This window comes from Magnetospirillum sp. ME-1 (assembly GCF_002105535.1).
Taxonomy (GTDB): Bacteria; Pseudomonadota; Alphaproteobacteria; order Rhodospirillales; family Magnetospirillaceae; genus Phaeospirillum.
Map to the genome: position 1 here is coordinate 1,033,849 of NZ_CP015848.1, position 23,518 is coordinate 1,057,366.

At 60.8% G+C, this 23,518-nt stretch carries 22 protein-coding genes and 1 tRNA gene; 9 read left to right on the forward strand and 14 right to left on the reverse strand.

Features of this window, described 5'->3' with window-relative positions; genetic code table 11:
- The first annotated feature begins 20 nt into the window (after positions 1 to 20).
- Together WV31_RS04760 and WV31_RS04765 are read left to right on the forward strand one after the other, a co-directional pair.
- Positions 21 to 96, forward strand: a tRNA-Thr gene (locus WV31_RS04760).
- 127 nt (positions 97 to 223) lie between these two features.
- Complete coding sequence (locus WV31_RS04765; protein WP_085372502.1) at positions 224 to 1,540, forward strand: tyrosine-type recombinase/integrase; 1,317 nt, start codon at positions 224 to 226, stop codon at positions 1,538 to 1,540.
- Between the two features lie 135 nt (positions 1,541 to 1,675).
- Here the strand turns inward: WV31_RS04765 and WV31_RS04770 are convergent, their stop codons facing one another.
- Entirely contained in the window at positions 1,676 to 2,116 is a 441-nt protein-coding gene (locus tag WV31_RS04770; protein ID WP_085372503.1) for a DUF6641 family protein, read from the reverse strand.
- A gap of 500 nt (positions 2,117 to 2,616) precedes the next feature.
- Here WV31_RS04770 and WV31_RS04775 point away from each other — a divergent pair, with 500 nt between their 5' ends.
- A complete protein-coding gene (locus WV31_RS04775; protein ID WP_085372504.1) occupies positions 2,617 to 3,852 on the forward strand; it encodes an SEL1-like repeat protein in 1,236 nt (411 codons plus the stop codon).
- A gap of 29 nt (positions 3,853 to 3,881) precedes the next feature.
- Here the strand turns inward: WV31_RS04775 and WV31_RS04780 are convergent, their stop codons facing one another.
- The gene (locus WV31_RS04780; RefSeq protein ID WP_085372505.1) at positions 3,882 to 4,448 is read right to left on the reverse strand and encodes a tyrosine-type recombinase/integrase; all 567 of its coding nucleotides are present in this window, start codon (positions 4,446 to 4,448) and stop codon (positions 3,882 to 3,884) included.
- Positions 4,449 to 4,589: 141 nt separating this feature from the next.
- Positions 4,590 to 4,793, reverse strand: a complete 204-nt coding sequence (locus WV31_RS04785; RefSeq protein ID WP_085375467.1) for a hypothetical protein — start codon at positions 4,791 to 4,793, stop codon at positions 4,590 to 4,592.
- Positions 4,794 to 5,239: 446 nt separating this feature from the next.
- On the opposite strand from WV31_RS04785, the gene WV31_RS21405 reads away from it, so the two are divergent.
- Complete coding sequence (locus WV31_RS21405; RefSeq protein ID WP_145980736.1) at positions 5,240 to 6,406, forward strand: hypothetical protein; 1,167 nt, start codon at positions 5,240 to 5,242, stop codon at positions 6,404 to 6,406.
- Here WV31_RS21405 and WV31_RS22645 read toward each other — a convergent pair.
- Positions 6,369 to 6,503 carry a hypothetical protein gene (locus WV31_RS22645; protein WP_257788789.1) on the reverse strand — a complete coding sequence of 45 codons (135 nt, stop codon included), beginning with the start codon at positions 6,501 to 6,503 and terminating at the stop codon, positions 6,369 to 6,371. The two genes, WV31_RS21405 and WV31_RS22645, sit on opposite strands and share 38 nt — an antisense overlap.
- 106 nt (positions 6,504 to 6,609) lie before the next feature.
- On the opposite strand from WV31_RS22645, the gene WV31_RS04795 reads away from it, so the two are divergent.
- Entirely contained in the window at positions 6,610 to 6,897 is a 288-nt protein-coding gene (locus tag WV31_RS04795; RefSeq protein WP_085372507.1) for a DUF6626 family protein, read from the forward strand.
- A 309-nt stretch (positions 6,898 to 7,206) separates the two neighbouring features.
- Here the strand turns inward: WV31_RS04795 and fumC are convergent, their stop codons facing one another.
- On the reverse strand, positions 7,207 to 8,589 hold the full coding sequence (gene fumC, locus WV31_RS04800) for a class II fumarate hydratase (protein ID WP_085372508.1): 1,383 nt from the start codon (positions 8,587 to 8,589) through the stop codon (positions 7,207 to 7,209).
- Positions 8,590 to 8,628: 39 nt separating this feature from the next.
- Here fumC and acnA point away from each other — a divergent pair, with 39 nt between their 5' ends.
- Positions 8,629 to 11,340 carry an aconitate hydratase AcnA gene (acnA, locus tag WV31_RS04805; RefSeq protein ID WP_085375468.1) on the forward strand — a complete coding sequence of 904 codons (2,712 nt, stop codon included), beginning with the start codon at positions 8,629 to 8,631 and terminating at the stop codon, positions 11,338 to 11,340.
- Here acnA and WV31_RS04810 read toward each other — a convergent pair.
- From WV31_RS04810 to WV31_RS04830, 5 genes are all read right to left on the reverse strand, one after another.
- Positions 11,337 to 11,681: a hypothetical protein gene (locus WV31_RS04810; protein WP_145980737.1), complete on the reverse strand. Its 345-nt coding sequence runs from the start codon at positions 11,679 to 11,681 to the stop codon at positions 11,337 to 11,339. The genes acnA and WV31_RS04810 overlap by 4 nt on opposite strands.
- A 340-nt stretch (positions 11,682 to 12,021) precedes the next feature.
- Positions 12,022 to 14,667: a cation-translocating P-type ATPase gene (locus WV31_RS04815; protein WP_085372510.1), complete on the reverse strand. Its 2,646-nt coding sequence runs from the start codon at positions 14,665 to 14,667 to the stop codon at positions 12,022 to 12,024.
- A 22-nt stretch (positions 14,668 to 14,689) separates the two neighbouring features.
- Positions 14,690 to 17,563, reverse strand: coding sequence for a chemotaxis protein CheB (locus tag WV31_RS04820; RefSeq protein ID WP_085372511.1), 2,874 nt, complete (start codon positions 17,561 to 17,563; stop codon positions 14,690 to 14,692).
- A 51-nt stretch (positions 17,564 to 17,614) separates the two neighbouring features.
- Positions 17,615 to 18,832, reverse strand: coding sequence for a sensor histidine kinase (locus WV31_RS04825; RefSeq protein ID WP_237051492.1), 1,218 nt, complete (start codon positions 18,830 to 18,832; stop codon positions 17,615 to 17,617).
- Between the two features lie 68 nt (positions 18,833 to 18,900).
- Entirely contained in the window at positions 18,901 to 19,446 is a 546-nt protein-coding gene (locus WV31_RS04830) for a hypothetical protein (protein ID WP_085372512.1), read from the reverse strand.
- 521 nt (positions 19,447 to 19,967) lie between these two features.
- On the opposite strand from WV31_RS04830, the gene WV31_RS04835 reads away from it, so the two are divergent.
- The 3 genes from WV31_RS04835 to WV31_RS21960 are packed head-to-tail and all read left to right on the forward strand — an operon-like array spanning position 19,968 to position 20,589.
- On the forward strand, positions 19,968 to 20,177 hold the full coding sequence (locus tag WV31_RS04835) for a hypothetical protein (RefSeq protein ID WP_085372513.1): 210 nt from the start codon (positions 19,968 to 19,970) through the stop codon (positions 20,175 to 20,177).
- A 26-nt stretch (positions 20,178 to 20,203) separates the two neighbouring features.
- Positions 20,204 to 20,431, forward strand: coding sequence for a hypothetical protein (locus WV31_RS04840; protein ID WP_237051493.1), 228 nt, complete (start codon positions 20,204 to 20,206; stop codon positions 20,429 to 20,431).
- Between the two features lie 2 nt (positions 20,432 to 20,433).
- Positions 20,434 to 20,589: a hypothetical protein gene (locus tag WV31_RS21960; protein ID WP_011386017.1), complete on the forward strand. Its 156-nt coding sequence runs from the start codon at positions 20,434 to 20,436 to the stop codon at positions 20,587 to 20,589.
- Between the two features lie 8 nt (positions 20,590 to 20,597).
- Here the strand turns inward: WV31_RS21960 and WV31_RS04845 are convergent, their stop codons facing one another.
- Genes WV31_RS04845 through WV31_RS04860 form a run of 4 tightly spaced genes read right to left on the reverse strand, consistent with a single transcriptional unit; the run spans position 20,598 to position 23,460 of the window.
- Complete coding sequence (locus WV31_RS04845; protein ID WP_085372515.1) at positions 20,598 to 22,112, reverse strand: B12-binding domain-containing radical SAM protein; 1,515 nt, start codon at positions 22,110 to 22,112, stop codon at positions 20,598 to 20,600.
- A gap of 17 nt (positions 22,113 to 22,129) precedes the next feature.
- The gene (locus tag WV31_RS04850; protein ID WP_145980738.1) at positions 22,130 to 22,348 is read right to left on the reverse strand and encodes a hypothetical protein; all 219 of its coding nucleotides are present in this window, start codon (positions 22,346 to 22,348) and stop codon (positions 22,130 to 22,132) included.
- Positions 22,349 to 22,404: 56 nt separating this feature from the next.
- Positions 22,405 to 22,902 (reverse strand): hypothetical protein, encoded by a 498-nt coding sequence (locus WV31_RS04855; protein WP_145980739.1) that lies wholly within the window; start codon positions 22,900 to 22,902, stop codon positions 22,405 to 22,407.
- Positions 22,903 to 22,938: 36 nt separating this feature from the next.
- Positions 22,939 to 23,460 (reverse strand): hypothetical protein, encoded by a 522-nt coding sequence (locus WV31_RS04860; RefSeq protein ID WP_145980740.1) that lies wholly within the window; start codon positions 23,458 to 23,460, stop codon positions 22,939 to 22,941.
- Positions 23,461 to 23,518: the final 58 nt, after the last annotated feature.

Consider the following 23,518-nt stretch of genomic DNA (forward strand, 5'->3'; position numbering starts at 1 on the left):
GGGGCCGGCCAACGCCAAGTGCCGGCGTAGCTCAGTTGGTAGAGCAGCGCATTCGTAATGCGCGGGCCGGGGGTTCGAGTCCTCTCGCCGGCACCATTTTTCCCAATAAAATCAATAATGCAGGGCCGCTGAAAAGCGGCCTTTTGCATTTCACACTCTTTTCACATAAGCTCAGAGCGAGTGCGAATGGAACTGCTGCAATTATTGGTTGTTCTGGTGCGAAATGCCCCGCGAAAAGAAGACAGAATATTTCTACTATGATGACAAGGCGATAGCGCTCTACCAGCGGCCAAACAGCACCTTGTGGCAGACGCGGATCGTCAAAGAAGACGGCAAGGCATTTGTCCGCAGCACAGGCGAGCGCAATTTTGACAAGGCTTTGGCTTGGGCACGCAAGGAGAAGATGCGGGCCGAGGTGCTGACGGAGCAAGGGCTTGATCCCAACACCAAGTCCTTCAAATCGGTGGCCGAGCTTTGGCTTGCTGCGATTGGCCGCGATCCGTCCAACAAGCCCCGCAAGATCAGCGACTACACGAAGATCGTGAAGCGCTACCACATCCCATATTTCGGCAAGCACAAGATTACGCAGATCACACAAAAGACCTTGGGCGAATACGAGATTTGGCGAGCGGCATTTTGGCAGACTGGCCCTGGCGCTGAGCAGCGCGAAGAGACAATCCGCAAGCGCGACGGCACATCATACACGCGGGAAAAGACTGTCACGAGCAAGGGCAAGGGCGACGCGGAAGACACTGTGCTGAGGCAAATCTTCAAATTTGCCGTCGCCAACGACTACCTTGATGGTTCGCGAATGCCGATCATCGGGCAAAAGACGACACGCGGTGATAAAGGCACATTGAACCGACGCCCAGCGTTCACGAAGGAGCAGGCCAAGGCCATCTTGGATTACTGCAACAGCTTCCCCGACGATCCCTCGGAAAAGCTGACCAACGAGCGGATGGTGTTCAGCGCGTTCATTCACCTCGTTCTCGGCACGGGGCTTCGACCAGGGAAAGAGCATCAACCGATCAAGTGGAAGCACTTTTCCGTCAAGGTCGTTGAGGGCGTGGAACACGCCTATTTGACCATCGTGAAAAATACGAAAACGGGATCGAGGTCAGTGCGTTGCGACAGCTTTGTGTGGCCGATGCTGTCGGGCTTTCGCTATGTCAGCAAGTTCAATGGCGAAGAGGATTTTGTCTTGGCAAATCAGGAAACGGGCGAGGCGGTTGCGTCGTTCAAGCGGCAGTTCAACACCATGTTGAAGGCGCTGGGCATGGAAACTGACGTGCATGGCGACCACTTCACGCCGTACAGCTTGCGCCATACCTATGCCACGCTGAAGCTGAACGAGGGCGTTCCAGAGCGTTTGGTCGGTATCAACATGGGCACCAGCCCCGACATGATCCACCTTTATTACGGGCACGACACGTCGGTGAGCAGGGCCAACGAATTCAACACAGACATTGACTGGCTGACGCTGGATGGGGAGAAATTGAAGAAGGTCAAGCGACAGCGCGATCCGAAAAAGAAGCCCTGACCTGTCGTGTTACACGACACCCCCTTCATGCCCACCGCCGCTTTGGCCCTTTGCGCGTCGCACACGCCGCCAATTTGAGCGCCCAGCGTACGGCACTCATGGAAACAGCCCCGTTTGCACGGGGCTGTTTGGCGTTTAAGCGAGCTTCTTGCCGAAGCGTCCCTTCATCGCGGCCAACTGCTTGTCCAGTTCGCCAGCGACCACAGCATCGCGCACCAGCGTCAGCGTGGGCACCAGTTCCGCCACGTCGCCGATCTCAATGGCCGTCTTCTTCGGCTTGATCTCCACGATCTTGTTACCGTAGCGCACTTCCAGCATGAACGCCCCATTGGCCTCCTGCCAATACCAGGGGCGAAATTTGACCAGTCGGTCTTGCAGGGTCTTGTTGCCCTCGCCGTCCTTCGTCCAGCGCTTGCGCCGAATTTCAAAACCCTCGCCCTTCTGCATCGCTTCCGCAGCAGCGATCTGCTGATTGATGGCCTCCACCAGCTTGTGCCGCAAGCGGCCTTCAGGCGTTGCCGCAACGGCACGGCGGGTCTTTTCGCTCAGCTTCAGCTTGTCCAATGCACTCATCATCACATCCTCCAATAGGAACACATGACGAACATGCTATGGCCTGATGGCCGAGCAGGACAACCGAAAGGCAGGTGTAGGTTTAACCTACAGAAGGCCGTGTCGTGTTACACGACAGAGGGACGTGCATAACTTGTCGGGTTTCCCGACAAGAGGCTCATGTGGGATAAACCGACTGATGCAGTGTCGTGTAACACGACAGCCAGATGAACATACATGCTGTATGTTGAGACTGCCCAACTTGTCGGGAAACCCGACAAGTTATCGCCACGCTGGCTGACTGCCGCAAATTCAACATGCTATGCTGCCGAGATGGAAACCAGCACGGCCACCATCAGCGTCCTTCAGCGTCTCCGTATTCGCTACGGATGCACATCCCCATGTTGCAGTGCCACCCTATCGGATCAAATAAGGAATAACGGTGGCTATACGGCCCAGGTCGGCGGGCTGTCCAATTTGAACGGTCATTCATAAATGGCTGCGGCGAAATCCAGGGGAACGCGATGTCCAAAAATTTGCGATTGATCGGATTGGCATTTGGCTGCGCTGTTTTGGCAGGAGGCGGACTACAGCCTCACTCTGCCGTCGCAGCAGAACCTATACATGAATGTGATAGACTGGCAGGACATCCGCATGATCCTAAGCGCATCACTGATGGTGTGGAGCTAAAAAACATAAATGCGGAAGCTGCTGTTTCCGCCTGCGAAGGTGCCTTAAAATCACAGCCAAATAATCCGCGTTTTATGTATGAATATGGCCGGTCTCTTGAAGTTGCAAAAAGGTTTGGCGAATCTTTAATGCAGTATCGAAAGGCTTCTGACCTTGGCTATTCACAAGCAAACTTCAATATCGGACTGATGCATTATGCTGGCGTTGGCGTTGCGAAAGACGAGGCTGAGGCCGTCAAGTGGTTTCGCAAGGCCGCTGATCAAGGGAATGCCATCGGGCAGTCTAATCTCGGCTTAATGTACGCGAATGGAAAGGGCGTTGCGAAGGACGAGGCAGAGGCCGTCAAGTGGTACCGCAAAGCAGCTGATCAAGGGGATGCCGGCGCGCAGAAAAATCTCGGCGAGATGTACGAGGGTGGAAAGGGCGTCGCGAAGGATGACAAAGAGGCGATCAACTGGTACCGCAAGGCGGCTGATGGCGGAAACGCCGAGGCTCAGTATAAGATTGGAAGATACTTTTATGATTCTAAAAATTTTGCAGAAGCAAAGAAATATTTTTTACTGTCTGCTGAGCAGAAATATGCAAAATCTGTTGGTATAGTTGGAATATTCTATCAGAACGGCTGGGGAGGGAGGGAGGATTGGCTGGAAGCAAAAAAGTGGTACATAAGAGGCGCGGAGCTGGGCGATGCAACATCACAGTATCAACTTGCCAAATCATACATAGAAGGCAGTAAAAAGGATTATTATGAGGCCATAAAATGGCTTCATAAGGCGGCAGACCAAGGTCACGATAAGTCAAAAGAAGCGCTTAATAGGCCGGACACCATATGCTATCCAAACGACAAAAAATGTATTGAGGCATTTAGCGATGACAATAAGAAAATCTCTGCTAGTAACAGGGATGCCTATTGTCGCAGATACAGAGAAGTAATGTCAAGACCGCTGGGTCAAGGCGGATGCAATCAAACAGGCTTTGGATTTACTGGAGCTGCGGCGCTAAATGCATTCAATAACTGCTATGCTCAATATGGCTTTGATGTTGATACTGTTGCCGCCTACTGCAAATAAGCCTGTGCAAGGCGGCTGCTGGTGTGTCGCTATAGATTGTCAACCGCAGCCTGCATCATTTGGTCGTTGACCTCGATGTAGCGCTGCGTGGTGGACAGGTGGCGATGACCAGCCAGTGTCATGATGACCTTGGCCGAAACGCCCTTGTGGGCCATCTGCGTGATAAACCACCGCCGACCGCTGTGGCTGCTCGCGCCGACAATTCCAGCCAGCGCGTAAATCTGGCCGAACAGCTGGCAGAGGGTGTTGGCCGAGAACGCCGTGCCCTTTTGCGTCATGAGGAACGGCGCGGCGCGATCTGTTGTCGTGTTACACGACAGGAAGCGTTCCAGTTCGCGGCGCAGCTTGCCGCTGACGAACACCGTCCTGGCCTCGGCGGTTTTGGTGTAACTGGCAGGCAGAACGATTTGGTCCTTCACACGGCCTTCGCTGTCAATCACATCGCCGAGCTTCAAATAGGCAATCTCGCCAACGCGCATTCCCGCATAGAAGCTGAGCATGAGCGCAACGCGGTTACGTGCTGCATGACGTTGATTTGCGACAACGGACAGCACGCGCTTGAGTTCCGCTTCACTGAGTACCTTTGCCTGTTTCATCGCTTTACCTAATGAAAAGTTATCGCAATAGGTAAAACATTATATGGTTAAAAACACGGCAGGACCGACCGCAATTATCTGCGTTGATAATCAAGCGGTTAACGGCATACATAATAAATTTCGTATTTTCTTATGTTTTTCCTATGCGGCAGCGAGCTTAATCAATTCGCCCTGCTTTTTCGTCAAGGATGCTCTGGCGCTGTTCACCTGTTCGCGCTTCTTCTGCACGGACGCGGCTTGCTTGAGCTTCTTGGCCTGATCGGCCTTCGCATCGGCTTGTCGTTTCAGATTGTCCGCGAAGCTGTTGGCCGCTGCCTCTTCCTTCATGAATTCCCACGCTCGCATCACCGTCTCCCTGTTGTCGGGTTTCCCGACACTATTTATGGGCATGGGCAAGTTGTCGGGTTTCCCGACAAGTTGCTGGTGTAGGTTTTCCCGACAGGAAGCTGGCGTAGGGAAAACCTACAGATGGACGACGTGGGCACAGGCCATGCGTAGGTTAAACCTACGGACACGGGTGTCGTGTAACACGACAACGCGATAATTCTCTGAATTTTGTCAATATAGTCAATGGCTTGCAAATGACGCGATTGCTGCCGTGCAGCAATATGGCGTGGCGTGACAAGCCGACAAAAATTATTTCCAAATTCGCATTCGCAGCGCCGCAGATCGGGATAAATACAATGCTGGGGCTTAACTGCGTCCGACGGGAACAGTGACAGCCTCTTTCATCAGCGTTTTCCAGGCCGCCCCAGCGTTTCAACTGAAAACGCATTGGGAGGAAAACGAAAATGGCAGACATTCAATGGAACAGACACATCAACAAGCTATGCGAGCATCAAGGGGGGCCGCGATATGACGACGTACTGATCGGCTGCATCATGGCCTTTCACCAGAAGGGACGCTCGTCCGAGAAACAGGGTGATTGGCTGGTCAGGCAGTTGGACATGCATTACGGCATTCAGGTGGCGCATCAGGGCGCAATACAGCTGACGAAGGAACAGCGTCGGCCAATCAAACAGGCGGTGGATTGGGCGAACTGCAATGCATCAAGTGGCCGCATGGCCTATCTGCATGGGCGTTTCCCACACGCTTTCCACGCCGTTTCCACACGGTTCCCACACAGTTTCCACACCAAAGGGGCCAATTCGTCTGTTCCTTCAACGACTTATCCAGTCGCTATTGCTAAACTATTGCTAAAACTAATCGATACGCCGTTGGCTGTTTCGCGGCCTTCGGCCACGCCCAATGGCCTTTCAGCCGATTTCGCCGATAGTGGCTCGCTTGTGGCTCGCCACTCGGAAGAAAGTAAGGCGATCTGCCCAATCGGAATGAACGACAATGTGATCGACGATGCGGCTGCGCCACTCCGTGGACTGGCCGCCCAATCGGACGAGCCATTGGGGGGAAGGAAAGAGCCACTTGGAGGTGCTGTGGATTTCGCCACCTGGGCAAAGGCGAATCGGTCAACAGGTCAGGTGAAGGCCAATTCCAACAAGGCCACTATATCGCTTTGGGTTGATGGCAGTTCGCGCAGCTATGTGCGCGGCCAATTGGAAATAGGGAAGGAGAAGTACCGCCTGAATTTCCGCAGTCCACGCCGCTTGGAGGAATTGATCTATGTGGAGCGCGGACAGGACGCCGAAGCACGCCAGTGGTACGAGGCCGTCAGCAGCCAGGTCATTCCCAACTTGCAGGCCAAAGCGGACGCGGCCAGCGGCAGATTGCCCAGCAAGCACGTCGCCAGCGCCATCCACGAATTCCACGACAGCAAATGTGAAGGGCGCGGCATGACTGATGGCATTGCGTTCTTGGGCTACAACGGCGACCTGCCCTCTTATTGCGTAGTGCAGATCAACGGCAGGAACTGGCGACTGGAACTACAGGCCACCCACAGCACGAACGCAAGAGCGCCGCAGTTCAAGGCAACCGCCGAGCGGTCATGCGCAGCAGCGTAGCGATGATGGCCTGCTGCACGGCCTCCTCGATCAGCACGACTTCGTTGGCAAAGCCGATCTCGCAATAGCCCCTCGGCAAATAGGTCAGTCTGTTCATGGCGTTTTCTCCTTCTTGCAGCAGCGTCCAGCGTGGCGCTGCTCCGCAAGCGTATTTAGCGCGGAAGGCTAAATAGCTGGACGAAACGCCATGAGGAGGAGCGGTCATGCTATTGGAGAAGGTCTATGGGGAATTGCGCGATATGTGGATGGTTGAGAGCCAGTATGAATTCTCTCGGTTTTGGCTCGGCCAGTCGCGCAGCTATATGTCCTGTGCCAAGGCGCGGAAGCGGCCACCATCATTGTTGGTGCTGATGCGACTGTCGCAACGGCTTGCGTCCATCTCGGCCAAATACGCCGCTGTGGCGACGACAGAGGTGGAGAAGGCCAACTGCCGCAAGCTTCACGAGTTGAACTGCATGGTTGGCGAAGCAGTCGGACAACAGGCGGCGTAGGTTTTTCCGACAGGTGCATGTTGTCGGGTTTCCCGACAAGTTGTCCGCATCGCCGTCATGTTACACGACAGCCGACCGCCGCGTTCGGTGGTCAGACTTCCCATTATAGCATACGATAACGAGCAAAATCGGACAAGAACAAACAAAGAACTCTCTGCTGACCGAGCCGCGCATTTTTGCTGCGCGGAATGCACCCGATGACACTATCCGCATGACCTGAGCCAAGCCCAACTTGGTCGGTGCCACGGCAAATTTGGGGGGGCGGCATACCGAAATCCTGATGACGTTGACGGCAGGCTGCGAGCCGCGTCAGACCATGATCGTCGGGTCCACCCAGACGTCGAATTGCTCCGCCGTCACGTAGCCTGTCGCTAGGGCGGCTTGGCGCAGGGTCGAACCCTCGGAGTGGGCGCGCTTGGCGATCTCGGCGGCGCGGTCATAGCCGATATGGGGCGCCAGCGCCGTCACCAGCATCAGCGACTGCTCCAGCAATTGGCCGATGCGCTGCCGGTTGGCGGTAATGCCGCGCACGCAATGGCGTTCGAAGCTTGCCATTCCGTCGGCCATGAGGCGGACACTCTGAAGGAAATTGTGGGCTATCAACGGCTTGAAGACGTTCAGCTCGAAATTTCCCGAGGCGCCGCCCATTGTGATGGCCACATCGTTGCCCATCACCTGGCAGCAGGCCATGGTCAGTGCCTCGCATTGGGTGGGATTGACCTTGCCCGGCATGATGGAACTGCCCGGCTCGTTTTCCGGCAGGCTGATCTCGCCCAGTCCCGAACGCGGCCCGGAGGCCAGCCAGCGGAGGTCGTTGGCAATCTTCATCAAGGCCACCGCCAGGGTCTTGATGGCGCCATGCACCGCCACCAAACCGTCATGGGCCGCCAAGGCGGCGAATTTATTGGCGGCGGAAACGAACGGCAGGCCAAGATCCGCAGCCAATTGCGCCGCCACACGGGCGCCGAATTCCGGGTGGGTATTCAGGCCGGTCCCCACTGCGGTGCCGCCGATGGCCAGGGGATACAAGGACGGCAGCGTGGCGAGCAGCACCGCCTCGGCATGATCCAACTGCGCCGCGTAGCCGGAGAATTCCTGTCCTAAGGTGAGCGGCGTGGCGTCCTGAAGATGGGTGCGGCCGATCTTGACGATGGCGGCGAACTCTTCCGTCAGCCCTACCAGACTCTTTCGCAGGCGGGTGAGTGACGGCAGCAGGCTTGTTACCACCGTGACGGCTGCCGCCACATGCATGGCGGTGGGAAAGACGTCGTTGGAAGACTGCCCCAGATTGACGTCGTCATTGGCGTGGACACAGCGGTTCAGTCCTCGCTCCCCCCCCAGGATTTCGGAGGCGCGGTTGGCCAGCACCTCGTTCATGTTCATATTGGTCTGAGTGCCCGAGCCGGTCTGCCAGACCGACAGGGGAAATTCCCCCTCATGCTGGCCCGACAGGACTTCCCGGGCGGCGGAGACGATCGCGGTGGCCCTTTTGGCGGGTAAAAGGCCGAGATCGGCATTGACCTGGGCACAGGCCCCCTTCACCCGGGCCAGGGCGAGAATCAGCTCGGCGGGCATGCGTTCGCCGGATATGGCGAAATATTCCAGCGACCGTTGGGTCTGGGCTCCCCATATATGAGGCTCGGGCACCTGGATGATGCCGAAGGAATCCTTTTCCGGCCGGGTGGCGCTCATGCGCTGCTCCTCTCCAGAGTGACCTCGTTGGAGATCATCATGCTCCCAGATCCATTCGGTGCGTTACGCGATCTTTCGCCCGGCCAGGGAAGGCCATCCCGCTATTACGCCCTGGCCGCCCTGGATGCCGTGACCGATGGTCCGGTGTCACGCCTTCCCGTCTCCATCCGTATCGTGCTGGAATCCCTGCTGCGCAATTGCGACGGCAAGAGAATCACCGAAGAGCACGTCCGCCAGCTGGCCAATTGGCGCCCCAATGCGCCGCGCACGCAGGAAATTCCCTTCGTGGTCGCCCGCATCATCTTGCAGGATTTCACCGGCGTGCCGCTACTGTGCGACCTGGCAGCCATGCGCGGCGTGGCCCGGGCCTTCGGCAAGGACCCGAAGATCATCGAGCCGCTGGTTCCCGTCGATCTGGTGGTCGACCATTCCGTCCAGGTGGACCATTACGGCGAGGAGGATGCCCTGGGGCTCAACATGCGCCGGGAGTTCCAGCGCAACGCCGAACGCTACCGCTTCATCAAATGGGGCATGCAGGCCTTCGACACCTTCCGGGTGGTGCCGCCGGGCATCGGCATCGTCCATCAGGTCAATCTGGAATTTCTGGCGCGCGGCGTGCTCGAGAAGGACGGAGTCACCTATCCCGACACCCTGGTCGGCACCGATTCCCACACCACCATGATCAACGCCCTGGGCGTGGTCGGCTGGGGCGTCGGCGGCATCGAGGCGGAAGCCGGCATGCTGGGCCAGCCTCTGGTGTTCCTCACCCCCGACGTGGTGGGCGTCCACCTGTACGGCCGCCTGCCCGAAGGCGCCACCGCCACCGATCTGGTGCTGTTCCTCACCGAGCGCCTGCGCCGGGCCCAGGTGGTGGGCAAGTTCGTGGAGTTCTTCGGCGACGGGACCCGCTCGCTGGCGGTGCCCGACCGCGCCACCATCGCCAACATGGCACCCGAATACGGCGCCACCATGGGCTTCTTCCCGGTGGACGAGGAGACGGTCAGGTATCTGGAAGCCACCGGCCGCACCGCGGCCGAGATCGCCGCCTTCCGCGCCTATTTTTCGGCCCAGGGCCTGTTCGGCATCCCCATGCCCGGCGACATCGATTACAGCGCGGTGATCGAGTTCGACCTGGGCGCGGTGCAGCCCTCCATCGCCGGCCCCAAGCGGCCACAGGACCGTTTGAACCTGCCGGACATGCGCCGCGCCTTCACCACCTTGTTCTCGGCCCCGGCGGAGGAAAACGGCTATGGCCGCCGGTCCGAGAATCTGGAGCGGCGATATCCCCTGGACTCCGCCGCCGCCGCCGATCTCGGCCATGGCGACGTGCTGATCGCCGCCATCACCTCATGTACCAACACCTCCAATCCCGGCGTGATGCTGGCGGCCGGGCTGCTGGCCCGCAAGGCGGTGGCGCTGGGGCTGAAAGTGGGACCACGGGTCAAGACCTCCCTGGCGCCGGGATCGCGGGTGGTCACCGAATACCTGACCAAGGCCGGGTTGCTGGGAGACCTGGAGGCGCTGGGCTTCCGCGTCGTCGCCTATGGCTGCACCACCTGCATCGGCAATTCGGGACCGCTGCTGCCGGAGCTGGAACAGGCCATCGCCGCCGCCGACCTGGTCTGCGCCGCCGTATTGTCGGGCAACCGTAATTTCGAGGCCCGCATCCATCCGGCGCTGAAGGCCAATTTCCTGATGAGCCCGCCGCTGGTGGTGGCCTTCGCCCTCGCCGGCCGGGTCACCATCGATATGACGCAGGAGCCGCTGGGGGTCGGCAAAGACGGCACGCCGGTGATGCTCAAGGACATCTGGCCGAGTAGCCGCGAGGTGGCCGAAGCCCTGCTCGGCGCCACCGACCCGGATCTCTATCGCCGCCTCTACAGCGATTTCGTCCACGGCAATCCGCTGTGGAACGACATCCCGACTCAAACCGGACCGGCTTATATCTGGGAGACGTCAACCTATATCGCCAAACCACCGTTCTTCGAGCGCTTTTCCCAGCAGCCCGCCGGCGTCGGCGACATCGTCGGCGCCCGCGCCCTGGCGATTTTCGGGGATTCGGTCACCACCGACCATATCAGCCCAGCCGGCTCCATCGCCATCTCCTCCCCCGCCGGGCAATACCTGCTGGCTAACGGAGTCGCCGCCGCCGATTTCAACAGCTACGGTGCCCGGCGGGGGAACCACGAGGTGATGATGCGCGGCACTTTCGCCAACGTCCGCATCCGCAACCTGATGCTCCCCGCCAAGGCCGACGGATCGCGGATCGAAGGCGGCCTCACCCTCCATCAGCCCGAAGGCTCGGAGATGCCGATCTTCGATGCGGCAAGCCAGTATCAGGAGGCGGACATTCCCTCCATCGTCTTCGCCGGGACCGAGTACGGCACCGGGTCCAGCCGCGACTGGGCGGCCAAGGGGCCGAAGCTGTTGGGCGTCCGGGCGGTGGTGGCGCAAAGCTTCGAGCGTATCCATCGCTCCAATCTGGTGGGGATGGGGTTGCTTCCGCTGCAGTTCCGGGACGGCGAGTCCGCGGCGTCTCTGGAGATCGCGGGGGACGAGGAATTCCATGTCCGCGGCCTGGGCGGGGTCTTGCGGCCTAGGCAGGAAGTCGTCTTGGAGATCGTCAACCGCCAAGGCCGCAGCCGTGCGATCAGCCTGCAATTGAGGGTCGATACCGCCATCGAGCTGGACTATCTCAGCCATGGCGGAATCCTACCTTATGTGCTTCGTGACTTGCTGGCGGCGGATTAGTCCGGGCTCGGCTGCGTCGGGACCGGCAAGAAAAAATTGGAATCCGTCAGGGTGATGGCCGAGATGATCCGCGTCTCGCCCTGCCCGTCCAGGCATCTGAGGCGGACATGGAGAAGGCCGTCGACGGTGGTCCATATCCGGACGACTTCCCAGACCTTGTCAAACTGGTCCATGGCCTTTCTGAAACGGTCGCCGAGCCGCAGGGGGGAGACCGGCCGCCCCAGCCGCAGGAACTTGAACAGGGCACGTCCCGCCTTGGCGGCCGGTCCCGCATGGCCAGCCTCCAGCACCATTGGGGCCAGAGGCTGGCCGATTGTCACCCCATGGAATCGGGCTGTCATTGGAGCCGCCTTTGCGTCGTGAGGATGAAAGCCTCCATGGCGCCCATCTCGATGCCATCGCACGCCATCAGGCAATGGATAATGGGGTCGCGCAGCACATCCTCCAACAGCGGCTCATGGCCGCCGAAAGCCGGCAGACTCCCTGGCAATGGCCTGGGCCGCATGAACTTGATCCACGGATGAGACATAATTGACACCAGTAGTTGAGGCAGTCGCCATTAATCCTGGTCACGCCTACGCAACCCGACACAAGATATGAAAAATAGGAATGAAAGGTAAATAAAATCCACTGAATATAGTACGCCGCATTATCTATTTTCGCGATTCAATATTATTTATTTTATAAAACTCCATGGCGGACAAACAATTTCCGCACCTCTTCCGCCAGCAGCAGCAGCGCAGCGAACAGGCATGCCCGCAGCCAATCACCCCACATCAGGGGGGCCGTTGCGAATAAGGCATTGCCCAGCGGCGAATAGACCAGGGCGGTGATCAGCCCCCCCTCGAAGGCCAGCCCGGCGGGAATCAGGCGGTTGGTCCGGGGACCCAGCCAGAACGCCGACCGATCATGGCTGCGGCAGACGAATAGATTGGCCATCTGCATGATCACCACGGTGGCAAGGCAGGCGGTGGTGGCATGCAGGTACAGAGCCGAATCCGTTGGAAGTTCCTTGCCCCAGAACCAGCCTCCGGCATGCAGGACCACAAAGAACGCGGCCATGGCGCCCGCCGCCTGCAGGGGGCCGAGAAAACCGTAGGCGCGGACCAGCAGGGCGGTATCGATCAAGCGTTCGCGGCGGGCGCGAGGCGGGCGATTCATAACGTCGGCCCGGGGCTGCTCCACCGCCAGGGCCAGGGCCGGCACCATGTCGGTGCCCAAGTCGATGGCCAGGATCTGCGCCACCGTCAAGCCCAGCGGCACGCTGAACACCGCGAACAGCAGGTAAGGCACCATCTCGGGAATGTTGGAGGTCAGGATGTAGGTCAGGAACTTGCGGATGTTGTCGAAGACGGCACGCCCCTCCTCGATGGCGGCGACGATGCTGGCGAAATTGTCGTCCAGCAGCACCATGTCGGCGGCCTGGCGCGCCACGTCGGTGCCCGACGCTCCCATGGCGATGCCGATATCGGCCTGCTTGAGGGCCGGGGCGTCATTGACGCCGTCGCCGGTAACCGCCACCACCTCGCCCTTGGCCTGCAACGCTTCGACGATGCGCCATTTCTGGTCGGCCCGGGTGCGGGCGAAGATGATCTCCGGGGCGTCCAGCGCCAACTGCAGTTGGGTTTTGGACATGCGTTGCAGGTGATCGCCGACGATGATGCGCGGACGGTGCCGGGTGACCAGCCCCACCTGGCGGGCCACCGCCTCGGCGGTGCGGGGATGATCGCCGGTGACCATCACCACCTTGATGCCGGCCACGCGGCAGCGCGCCACCGCGTCGGGAACCTCGGGACGCGGCGGATCCTGCAAGCCGACTAGGCCCAACAGCACCAACTCGATCTCCCATTCCTCCTTGGCGGTACCGGGTTCCATCTCCCGGCGAGCCAGGGCCAGCACCCGCATGCCCGCCTCCGCCATATCGATCTCGGCCTGGGCGAGGGCCTTGCGGTCGGCTTCGGCGATCGTCCGGACGCCGTCGGAGCCGGCGATCCGGTCGCAAAGCGGCAGCAGCGATTCCAGCGCCCCCTTCACATGCAGTACCGGACCGTCGGTTCCGGGATACAGCAGCGACATGCGGCGGCGGGAGGAATCGAAGGATATCCCGTCGAGCGGTTCGACGGCGGGCATACCACCGGCCAGGTTCACCAGGGCGATTTCAGTGGGATCGCCCACCAGCTTCTGGTCCACCACGTCCAAGGTCTGGCACAGGCCGGCGGTTTCCAGGGCCAACCTTCCGGCCAGACCGCTCGCGGCGATGGAATCGGCCTCCATCAGACGGCCGGCCATGAAGGCCCGCCGGGCCTGCATGCGGTTTTCGGTTAGGGTACCGGTCTTGTCGGTGCAGATGACGGTGGTCGAACCCAGGGTCTCCACCCCGGTCAGCTTGCGGACCAGCACGTTCTTGCGGGCGAGCCGCCGGCTGGCCATGGCCAGGGCCAGGGTGACGGTGGGCAGCAGCCCCTCGGGCACGTTGGCGACCATCAGCCCGATGGCGAAGATGGAGGCGTGCCAGATCTCCATGCCGCCGGCCATGCCGATGGCGAAGAACGCCACGCCGCTGCCCGCCGCCATCAGGGTGATGATCCGCGACAGCCGGATGACCTCCTTTTGCAGCGGCGACGCCTGTTGGCCCGCGGTCTGGGTCAGGTGGGCGATGGCGCCGAGCATGGTGCGCATGCCGGTAGCGAAGACCACCGCCTCGGCCTCGCCGGAGGCAATCGCGGCCCCGGCCGGCAGCAGGTTGCGGGCCTCGGCTTGTTCGGCGAAAGGGGCAGGTTCGGCATCGCGGACCACCGGCACGGATTCCCCGGTGATGGAGGCGAGGTCGACCTGAACGCCCATAGAGCGGACCACACGGCAGTCGGCGGGCACGGCGCAGCCCTCCTCCAACACCACCACGTCGCCCGGCACCAGTTCGGTGACCGCGACCTCGACCAGTTCGCCGCCGCGCCGGGCCTTGACCTTGAGCGGTAGCAGCAGGATCAGGGATTCCAGGGCGCGCTCGCTGCGGTATTCCTGCCAGAAGGAAAAGCCGCCGTTGATGACGATTACCAGCACAATGGCGATGGCCAGGGTTCCCATGCCCTGGCCGGGCTGCTGGGTCTCTGCGAATAGGGCCATGCCCGCCGCCAGCCACAGCACCACCGCGAACAGATGGGTGAACTGGCGGGCGAAGCGCAACGGCAGGGGGGCCGAAACGATCCGTTCCACCTGGTTGACGCCGAACTCCGCCAGACGCCGCGCGACCTCCGCGGCGGAAAGGCCCCCCGGCGAGGTGCCCAGGGCCTCGTAGACCGCTTCGGCCGGTAGGTCCTGGATGCGCATGGCTTATCCTTTCCGCAGACAGCTACCCGGTGGTGTTCTCCTCGAACGTCAGCAGGATCAGCGGCTTGCCGCTTGTCTTGCAGACGATCTGCCGGCCACTGAGACGCATCTTGCGGCCCTCCAACGGGAAGGCGTCGAAGCTCTGTTCATGGGGCAAGACGGTTTCGAGCAGGTTGCGCAGGGCCGGGGTGTCCCAAGTGTTGTGCCCCAGGGCGTAGACCGACCGCCCCCGTGTCTCCGCCGGCGACACATTGAAGCCGCGATAGAACGAATTGCTGGCGAAGATGACGATGAAGGAGCCGTCCAGCACCAGCATGGGCCTGTCCACGGCATCGACGATACTCTCGGCGATGTCGTGTCCCTCCTGCTCGGCCTGCTCGGCGGCGACGCGGGCGCTGACATTGGAAAAGGTGATCACCACACCGTCGATGACGTTGTCCAGGGTGCGGTAGGGCTGGATACGGGTGAGATACCAGTCGCCGCCGATGGTGCGCACTTCCCGCTCAAAGGGGACCAGGGTGTCTATCACCTTCTGCGCCTGGGCCAGCAAATCCTCGTCGTCCAGGTCGGATTTGATGTCGCCCAAGGGACGCCCGACATCGGTGTTGACTAGGCGGTAGACCTTCGCCGCCTCACGGGTGAAGCGGCGGATGGCCAGACGGTCGTCGAGGAAGATGGTGCCGACATTGATGTTGTCGAGCAGGTTCTTCATGTCGTTCTGCATGCCGGCCAGTTGCTCGATCTTGGCCTGCAGTTCGGCGTTGACGGTAATCAGCTCCTCGTTGACCGATTGCAGCTCCTCCTTGGAGGTTTCCAGTTCCTCGTTGGTGGATTGCAGTTCCTCGTTGGTGGATTGCAGCTCCTCGTTGGCGGATTTCAGCTCTTCGTTGGAGGATTGCTGCTCCTCGATGGTGGCCTGGAGGTTTTCCCTGGTATAGGCCAGATCGCGCTCCAGTTCCTCGATGCGCTCGCGGTCGGCGGAGCTGGGGGCGCGGCGACGGCGCGCCGGCTTTCCGGGATCAGAGACCGGCAGATCCTGGAAGCTGATCAGCACCAGCCCCAGACCGGGCTCGGGATCCGGCAGCGGCCTGACGCCCAGCCGGACGCGGCGGACCTCGGCGCCGACCATGAACGACACCTCCCGCTCCAGGGTCGGTGTGCCGTGACTGACCGCCTGGCCCAGTGCGCTCCGCAATTCGAGCTGCAAGCCTTCGTGGGCCATCTCCACGGCGTTCAGCGTTGCCTGTCCCGGCGGGGGGCGCAGATAGCGGCTGGTGTCGCCATGGACATAGAGAATGTCCCCCTTGCTGTCGGTCATCACCGAGACCGGGGCAAAGGACTGGACCAGCGCCCGGCGGGTCATTTCGGCGATGTTGGTGTCCTTGGTCTTGGTCATCACTTCCACGGGGGGGCTGCGGGTGGCGTCGGTGGTCCAGGCGAGACCGCTGGCCATCATCGCCCGGGTCGAGGCGAGGGATGGAGCTGTCCGGTAGAACTTCCACTTCCGGCTCAGGGGCGAAAACAGCTCGGTATGGCCGCCGATGCTCTCGGACGGCGACAGGAACAGCACGCCGCCGGGCCTGAGCGCGTAGTGAAAGGCGGGGATCAGGCGGCCTTGCAGGTCGGCTTCCAGATAGATCATCAGGTTGCGGCAACTGACCAGATCCATCCGGGTGAAAGGCGGGTCCTTGATGACGTTCTGGATGGCGAACACCACCATCTCGCGGATGTCCTTCTTCACCCGGTAGCCGTTCTCCTCCTTGACGAAGAAGCGGCGCAGCCGTTCGGGCGAGACGTCCTGGGTAATGTTGACGGGGTAAAAGCCCGCACGCGCCGTGGCGATGGCGTCGTCGTCGAGATCGGTGCTGTAGATCTGAACCTTCAGTTCACGGCCGGATTCCTCCATGACCTCGCGCAGGACCATGGCGATGGAATAGGCCTCCTCGCCGGTGGCGCAGCCGGCGATCCATAGCCGGACCACGTAATCGTCGGGCTTGCCGGCCAGGATCTGCGGCAGGATGTCCTTTTTCAGGATGGCGAAGGCTTCGGGGTCGCGGAAGAAGCTGGTGACGTTGATCAGCAACTCCTTGAACAGGGTCGAGATCTCGGCGGGATGCGCCTTGAGATAACGGGCATAAACCTCAATATCCTCAATATCGTGCTGGGCCATGCGCCGCTCGATGCGCCGGCCGATGGTGCTTTTCTTGTAGCCGGAAAAGTCGTGCCCGGTCCCCGAGCGCAGCAGCATCATGATCCTGTTCATGCCGCCGATGGTCGCCGGGGCAGGCGAAATCTCGGCATGGTGGCGGCGATTGGCCTGCAAGATGGCGGGCATCCGCTCGGGCGCCAGCACATGGGTGGCGAAGCCGGCCTGGATGGCGCTGAGCGGCATGCCGTCGTATTGGGCGGTGGCCGGGTCCTGCACCAAGCTGATGCCGCCGCCCCCCAGAATGGCGCGCAGGCCCAGAGTGCCGTCCGAGCCGGTGCCCGACAGGACGATGCCGATGGCGTGTTCGCCCCGATCCTCGGCCAGCGAGCGCAGAAAGGCGTCGATGGGCATGCGCTGGCCGCGGGGCTGTTCCGGCAGGCTCAACTGCAAACGGCTCTGAAACAGGGTCATGTCGCGGTTGGGCGGAATGACGTAGACCCGGTTGGCCTCGACCAGCATCTGGTCGGCGGCCTCGACCACCGGCATGACGGTGGTCCGCTGCAGAATCTCGGTCAGGATGCTGGTGTGGCTGGGGTCGAGATGGGAAACCAGAACGAAGCCCATGCCTGTATCGGCCGGCAAATTGCGAAAGAAGGCCTCGAACGCCTCCAGGCCGCCGGCCGACCCCCCCAGACCGACAATGGACAGTTCGGCCGCGGGGGGCTGAGGCAAGGTCTTGCTCGTCACCGGAAATACTCCTGAGCCCTGGCGGGATTGCGTGCCCTTGGCGCAGGTGCGTCAGGGGTCCGGTGCCGTGAAGAAAAACGTGCTGCCAGCTCCGGGGGTCGATTCCACCCAGATGCGACCGCCATGATGTTCGACGATCTTCTTGCAGACGGCAAGGCCGATACCGGTGCCTCCGTACCGGTCGCGGGTATGGAGGCGGCGAAAAACGGCGAATATCTGCTCGAAATAGGCCGGGTCGATTCCGATGCCGTTGTCGCTGACGGAAAACTCCCATTGATGCCCGTCGCGGCGGGCGGTGACGGTGATTTTGGGCGGTCGGCCCGGGTCGTGATACTTAAGGGCGTTACCGATCAGGTTTTGCATCAGCCGGACGAACTGGTGGCGATCGTAGACGATAACCGGCAAACCGGCATGACCGATCTCGGCGCCGGATTCCGCGATGGCCTGGGATAGGCCGAACTTGGCTTCCTCCACCGCCTTGCCGCTGTCGAACGGCTCCCGATCATCTCCCATGCGGTCGACCCGCGAGAATTCCAGCAGGTCGGTGATCATGGCCTGCATCCTGGCGCCGGCTTCGACCATGAAACCGATGAAGGTATGGGCGTCGTCGTCCAGTCGGTCCTGGTACTTCTTTTCCAGCAGTTGACCATAGCTGACCACCATGCGCAGCGGCTCCTGCAAGTCATGGGAGGCCACGTAGGCGAATTGCTCGAGGTCCCGGTTCGAGGCTCGCAGTCTCTCGTTGGCCCGCAGCAGCGCCTCGCGGGTATCGGTCAGTTCCGCCTCGGCCCGCTTGCGAGCGGTGATATCGGCCAGAGCGACGCGCAGGACCGGGGCTGCGTCCTGTTCCTGCAACTGGCAATCGAGGTGACCGCTGAAGGTGCTGCCGTCCGCCCGCAGAAGGGCAAGCTCACACTCGTGCCTGCCGGAATGGTGGAGGGAATGCGCCAGATGCCGATACCAACGGTCACGGTCGGCGCTGTCAACGAAGGCATCGAAACGCCGGGCAATCACCTTGGAGCGCTCTACTCCCAGCAAGGCCGCGCCGGTCAGGTTGATCTGGGTGATTACCCCGGCGAGGGATAGGATCAGATAGCCGACCGGAGCGAATTCAAAGAGATCGACATAGCGGTCGCGGGATTCTTCCAGGGCCAGTTGGGCCCGCCGCAACTCGTCGTTCTGCATCTCCAGTTCGACCTGGTGGACGCGGAGTTCGTGGAGAAGGCGTTCGGGTGACAGCGGCGTATCGCCGTCAGGGTTCTGGTTCATCAAAGCCCCTTTCCACCCAAAGGCATAGTCTACACGACTTCGTGCCAATGGATTAAAGAGTCTAGCCGTTAAGGCGAAATATTCGCCAGAAGTTTATCAATTCGGGCGTTTGCCAGATTCCCGGCCGCTTGAATATTCCGCCTTGCGGCCATGTCCGCCCGCCGCAAGGTCATGGCTGCATCGTCCGCGGCATCCAACACCACGCTGGCGGCCAAACCGGATTCGGGGCGGCAAGCTTCGACGCCTCCCCTCAGGGCGTCTAAGGCGAGTCCTGCATCATTCTGGGTCTTCAAGGACACTCCAACTGCCAGGATATGGATTTGCTCCAAGGTGGCATTGCCGGCGGCCTCCAATTCGTCGGCTCCCGCATCCGCTTCAAGGCGAAGAATCTGATCAAGGGGAGGCGCGGCTGTGGCGGCAATGGTCCACAACCTCTCCTTAATGGCCTGCGTCCCGGCCAACAGGTGCGTGCAGGCCATGGAGCAGAGGGCCCCGATACGCTCGACGGCGGCATCCACATCATCGTTAAAGTCTGAGGCCAGCAGATGAGCCATGGCGATGCGACCCTGCGAGTTCCCGGCAATCGGCTTGAGGTCCGGAGGGGAATTGGGCATCTGGTACTCCTGCCTTACTTCAGGATGTCGGCCGGCCCCTGGCGCAGATGCGGGTGATGTCCCACCGGCAAATCTAGTCCTGGGCGATCTTCCGGTTGATGGCGATTGCGGAATGCCCCCCTCAGACTCAGGCTGATCGGAATGCATCCCGGATTCATCGCCGCACCTCCCACCAGGGAACATGCCTACTGGGATGGTATTGCATAATAAATAAAATACAATACGCGCTGTGCGTTATCACAAATACCCACAAATAGGTACCTAAAATAACCTGTCTTTATTGGCGATTAATTCGGCGCATATCAATTGTGATATTATTATTTGGCATTATATATATTACACCGACGCCGCAAGCGCCGGCGGAGGATGACAGCATGAATTGCTCACAATCAAAAGCCTGCCATTTCATAAGCGAATGGATGGTTCCGCCACTACTGATCCCACTGGCCCTGATTCTCATGATCGCGATCTGGGTCGCCGTGCGCCCCCATCTGGGCTGAGCCGCAACCGGAGTGCCAAGCATGACCGTCAATACGATGGCCTTTCCTGTCTCCCCCGGAATCGAGGGGATGAATACGCTGGCCGTGTTCCTCAACGCCTCGCATCCCGCGGGGGGATGGCATTTCGGCCGCGGTACCCGCTTCGACCAGGCCATGGTGGACATCGACTTCGACGATCCCGCCGACTTGGCCCCTGCGTGGCGGAGCTATTGCAGCACCCGGGCTCTATGAACCGGGATCAGCGGAAGGGAACGCCCATGTCCGAGAGCACGCTCTTCCAACTCAGCCGTATCTATGCCGGCGGTTGGCTTGCGGGGCGGAACAGCCCCGATACCGATCCGGCCGACATGGATTCCGTGGCGGATCGCCTCAATCCATACCAAGCGCCGGCCGAACGTCAGCGTTGGAACCGGGGATTCAAGGATGCGGTATTGCGCATCCAGGGTATCCGGGTGAAATCCCTTGACCGGCTTGTAGGAGAATAAAGATGGCAAAAGGTCAGAAACGTAGCGGTCGCGAGCCCAAAAAGCCAAAGACCGCAGTAAAAAAGGCGTCGCAAGCGGCATCGCTCTTTACCGACGACAGCCGTATGGGTAAGAAGCCGCCCCGCGTCACCGGCCCGCCGCCACCAAAGCCGGAATAAACCCGGATTCAGTCCGCCTCCCGCCGCCGGGCGGTGCCAGTCAGGTGCCGTTCGGCGAAGGCTTTCATGGACAGGCCGATGATCCAGTCGGAAATCACCATGGGAATGCGTGATGGCGTCAGGAAGGGAAAACTGCGCAGGAAGGGCACCAGGGTTGAAAGCCCTCCCGACAGGATGCCCCTGATCAGCAGGCGTGCGACGATTCCGACCCGCTGGCCCATGGAATAGCCGCTGCCATAGACCGGGACGCGCAGATACGCCGCCTTGTTGCGGATACGCCGCCCGATTTCCGGGCCGGTGAGCAGACGGCCGTAAAGCATCTGGTAGCCTGCCGCCATGGCTTCGGCGGTCATGCATTTCGGCACGATGTTGGTGGTCAGGCTGGTGTTGTTCGAATGTCTTTCGACAGGCAGCAGGCGGCCTTCCCGCTCCATCCGCGCGTGCAGCGGGGTACGCGGCAGCGCCATGAGCAGACCGATCATGGCCGACTGGATTCCGGCGTCGGTGATGAAGCGGTACTGGTGCTCGAAGGTATCCAGGGTGTCGTGGTCGAAGCCGATGATGAAGCCGCCCAGCACGTCGATGCCATGGCTGTAGATGCGCCGGACCGCCGTCAGGGTGTCTTCGCGCAGGTTCTGGGTCTTGCCGGTTTCCTTGAGGCCCACCGGATCGGTGGTCTCGATACCGATGAACACCCAGCCGAAATTGGCGGCGCTGAACAACTCCAGCAATTCGTCGTCCTGGGCCATGTTGAGTGACGCCTCGGTGCCAAAGCTGAACATGTAGCCGTGACGCTGCTGGTACTCGGCCAGAAAGCGCAGCAGGTCCTTGGCCTCCTTCGGATTGCCGATCAGGTTGTCGTCGACGAAAAACACGCTGCGCGCGCCGAAGCTGCGCAACTGATCCAGTTCCTTCTCGATCTGATCCAACCCTTTGACCCGGGGGCGCCGGCCGAACATCACGATGATGTCGCAGAACTCGCACCGGAAGGGACAGCCGCGCGAGAACTGAAGGGTGACGTTGGAATAGGCCCCTAGGCGAAGCAAATCGTAGCGGGGAACCGGAGAGTCCGCTAACGCCACTGTTCCGGTCTCGTGGTAGAGGGGCTTTGGTGTCCCTGCCTCGAAGTCGCGGCAGAATTCCGGCCACACGTATTCGGCCTCGCCGGCCACCACCGTGTCGGCCGCCGCGGCATACTCATCGGGACACAGCGAGGCGAAGCTGCCGCCCGCAACCACGTAATGGCCTTGGTCGCGGTAATGGGCCAGCAATTCCCGCTGGCGCTCGAACTGAACGCCCATACCGCATACACCGACGATGTCGGCGTCGGTGGTCGGGGGAATCGGTTCGATGTTTTCGTCGATGATCTCGACCCGCCAAAGGGCGGGGCACAGCGCCGCCAGCGTTGCCAGACCTAGGGGGGGATTCACCGCCTTCTTGCCCGGCAACACATGATCAATGGCCCATCTGAAGCTCCAAAAGCTTTCGGGGAACCTCGGATTGATCAGTAGCAGACTGGGCATCCGCGTCTCCTGTTCCCTTACTCCGGCGACGCGCTGCTGAAGAAGGGGAGGATTACTTCAAGGGTGTCGCTGCGCATCCGCTCGCGCCCGCCCACCTTGACGAAGAAGCAATGGTCGCGGTGACAGTAGGCCAGTTCCTTGACGGCGCCTGACGCCGCTTTACAGGCCATGATCGGTGTGTCCCCGCTCCCGTTGGACCGAGACACCACATCGGCAACAGTCTGTCGGTCGATCATATCCGTCTCCGGAGCAGGAATGGGGATGGATTGGGCCATCCCCATCGCCTGTCAGCCTACTTGCCGTCCAGCGATCCAAGAATGCATGACGGCAGGGCGGACAAAGCCGTAAACGCTTCGCAAGCGGCATTGATCTGACGCTCTGCCAATTGGGCATTGGCGTCCATCAGACGCTGGACCTGCTTCATCATGTCCGAGGCGCTCTCCTCGACTTTGGCCGACGCGGACCTTTCGTCGGTCAGGCCGGATATCATCGCTTTGGCGCAGGTCGAACCGATGTCGCGGACCTCGTTGCCGTAATCGGCATATCCTCCGATCACGGCTTGGCCGGCGACCCGGGAGATTTCCGCCAAATCCCTGGCGCATTTGAACATGCCGTCACGGGCGATGGCCGAGGTCTCGGCCCATTGAACCACGGAAATCACGTTGTCGACGGAGGTGGTCTCTGTGGTGGCTTTGGCGGAATTTGTCTTGACTGTCGTCATCGCGGCTTTTCCTTTGTGAAAATTCAGTGGGTGGCGAATGTCACGAAATTCGTGCCCCCTGCATGCCAAGGAACGGTGTGTCCGGCCTGGAAAGCATTTAGTCCATCAGGGCCCCGGTTGTTCGGCCTCACAGATAAAGCTCACGGCGGCGGCGCGGATGATGGGGCGGAGCCTCCCTTGCTCCGAAGTCGGATCGAAAGCCGATCTAAGACGACCCTTTTTGTATATTTGTCCCACCATCCAGGGGGCGAACCCCCCGCCGCCGCCGCCCTCGCGGTAGGCCAACACGGCCCTGGTACGGATGCGCGCGATGTCGCCGCCTGCCGCCAAGCCATGAGCCACCCGCCTGTTGATCGCAATGATGGCGTTGATCTCGTCATCGTTGACGCCTCGGCCTTGACCCGACGAGCCCTGAATAACGAATTCGGCGTCGCGGGACGTCGGAACGGCCCAGCCATTGCCGACGCCGCATTCGCGGACCACCAGCCACACACGGAAATTGGCGTTCAACGCGTCCTTGAAGGCGGCCGTGTCGTTGGCGGACTCGATGCCGTCGGCGGCCTCCATCAGGGCGGCGATGCAGAGTTCCGACAGGCTTGGGCAGGTCTGCATGAGTGCTGGAGCCATCGTCCTGCCTCCCGGGTGCGGCCTCCGGCATTTTCCGGTCATTACCGGTCAAAGGTAG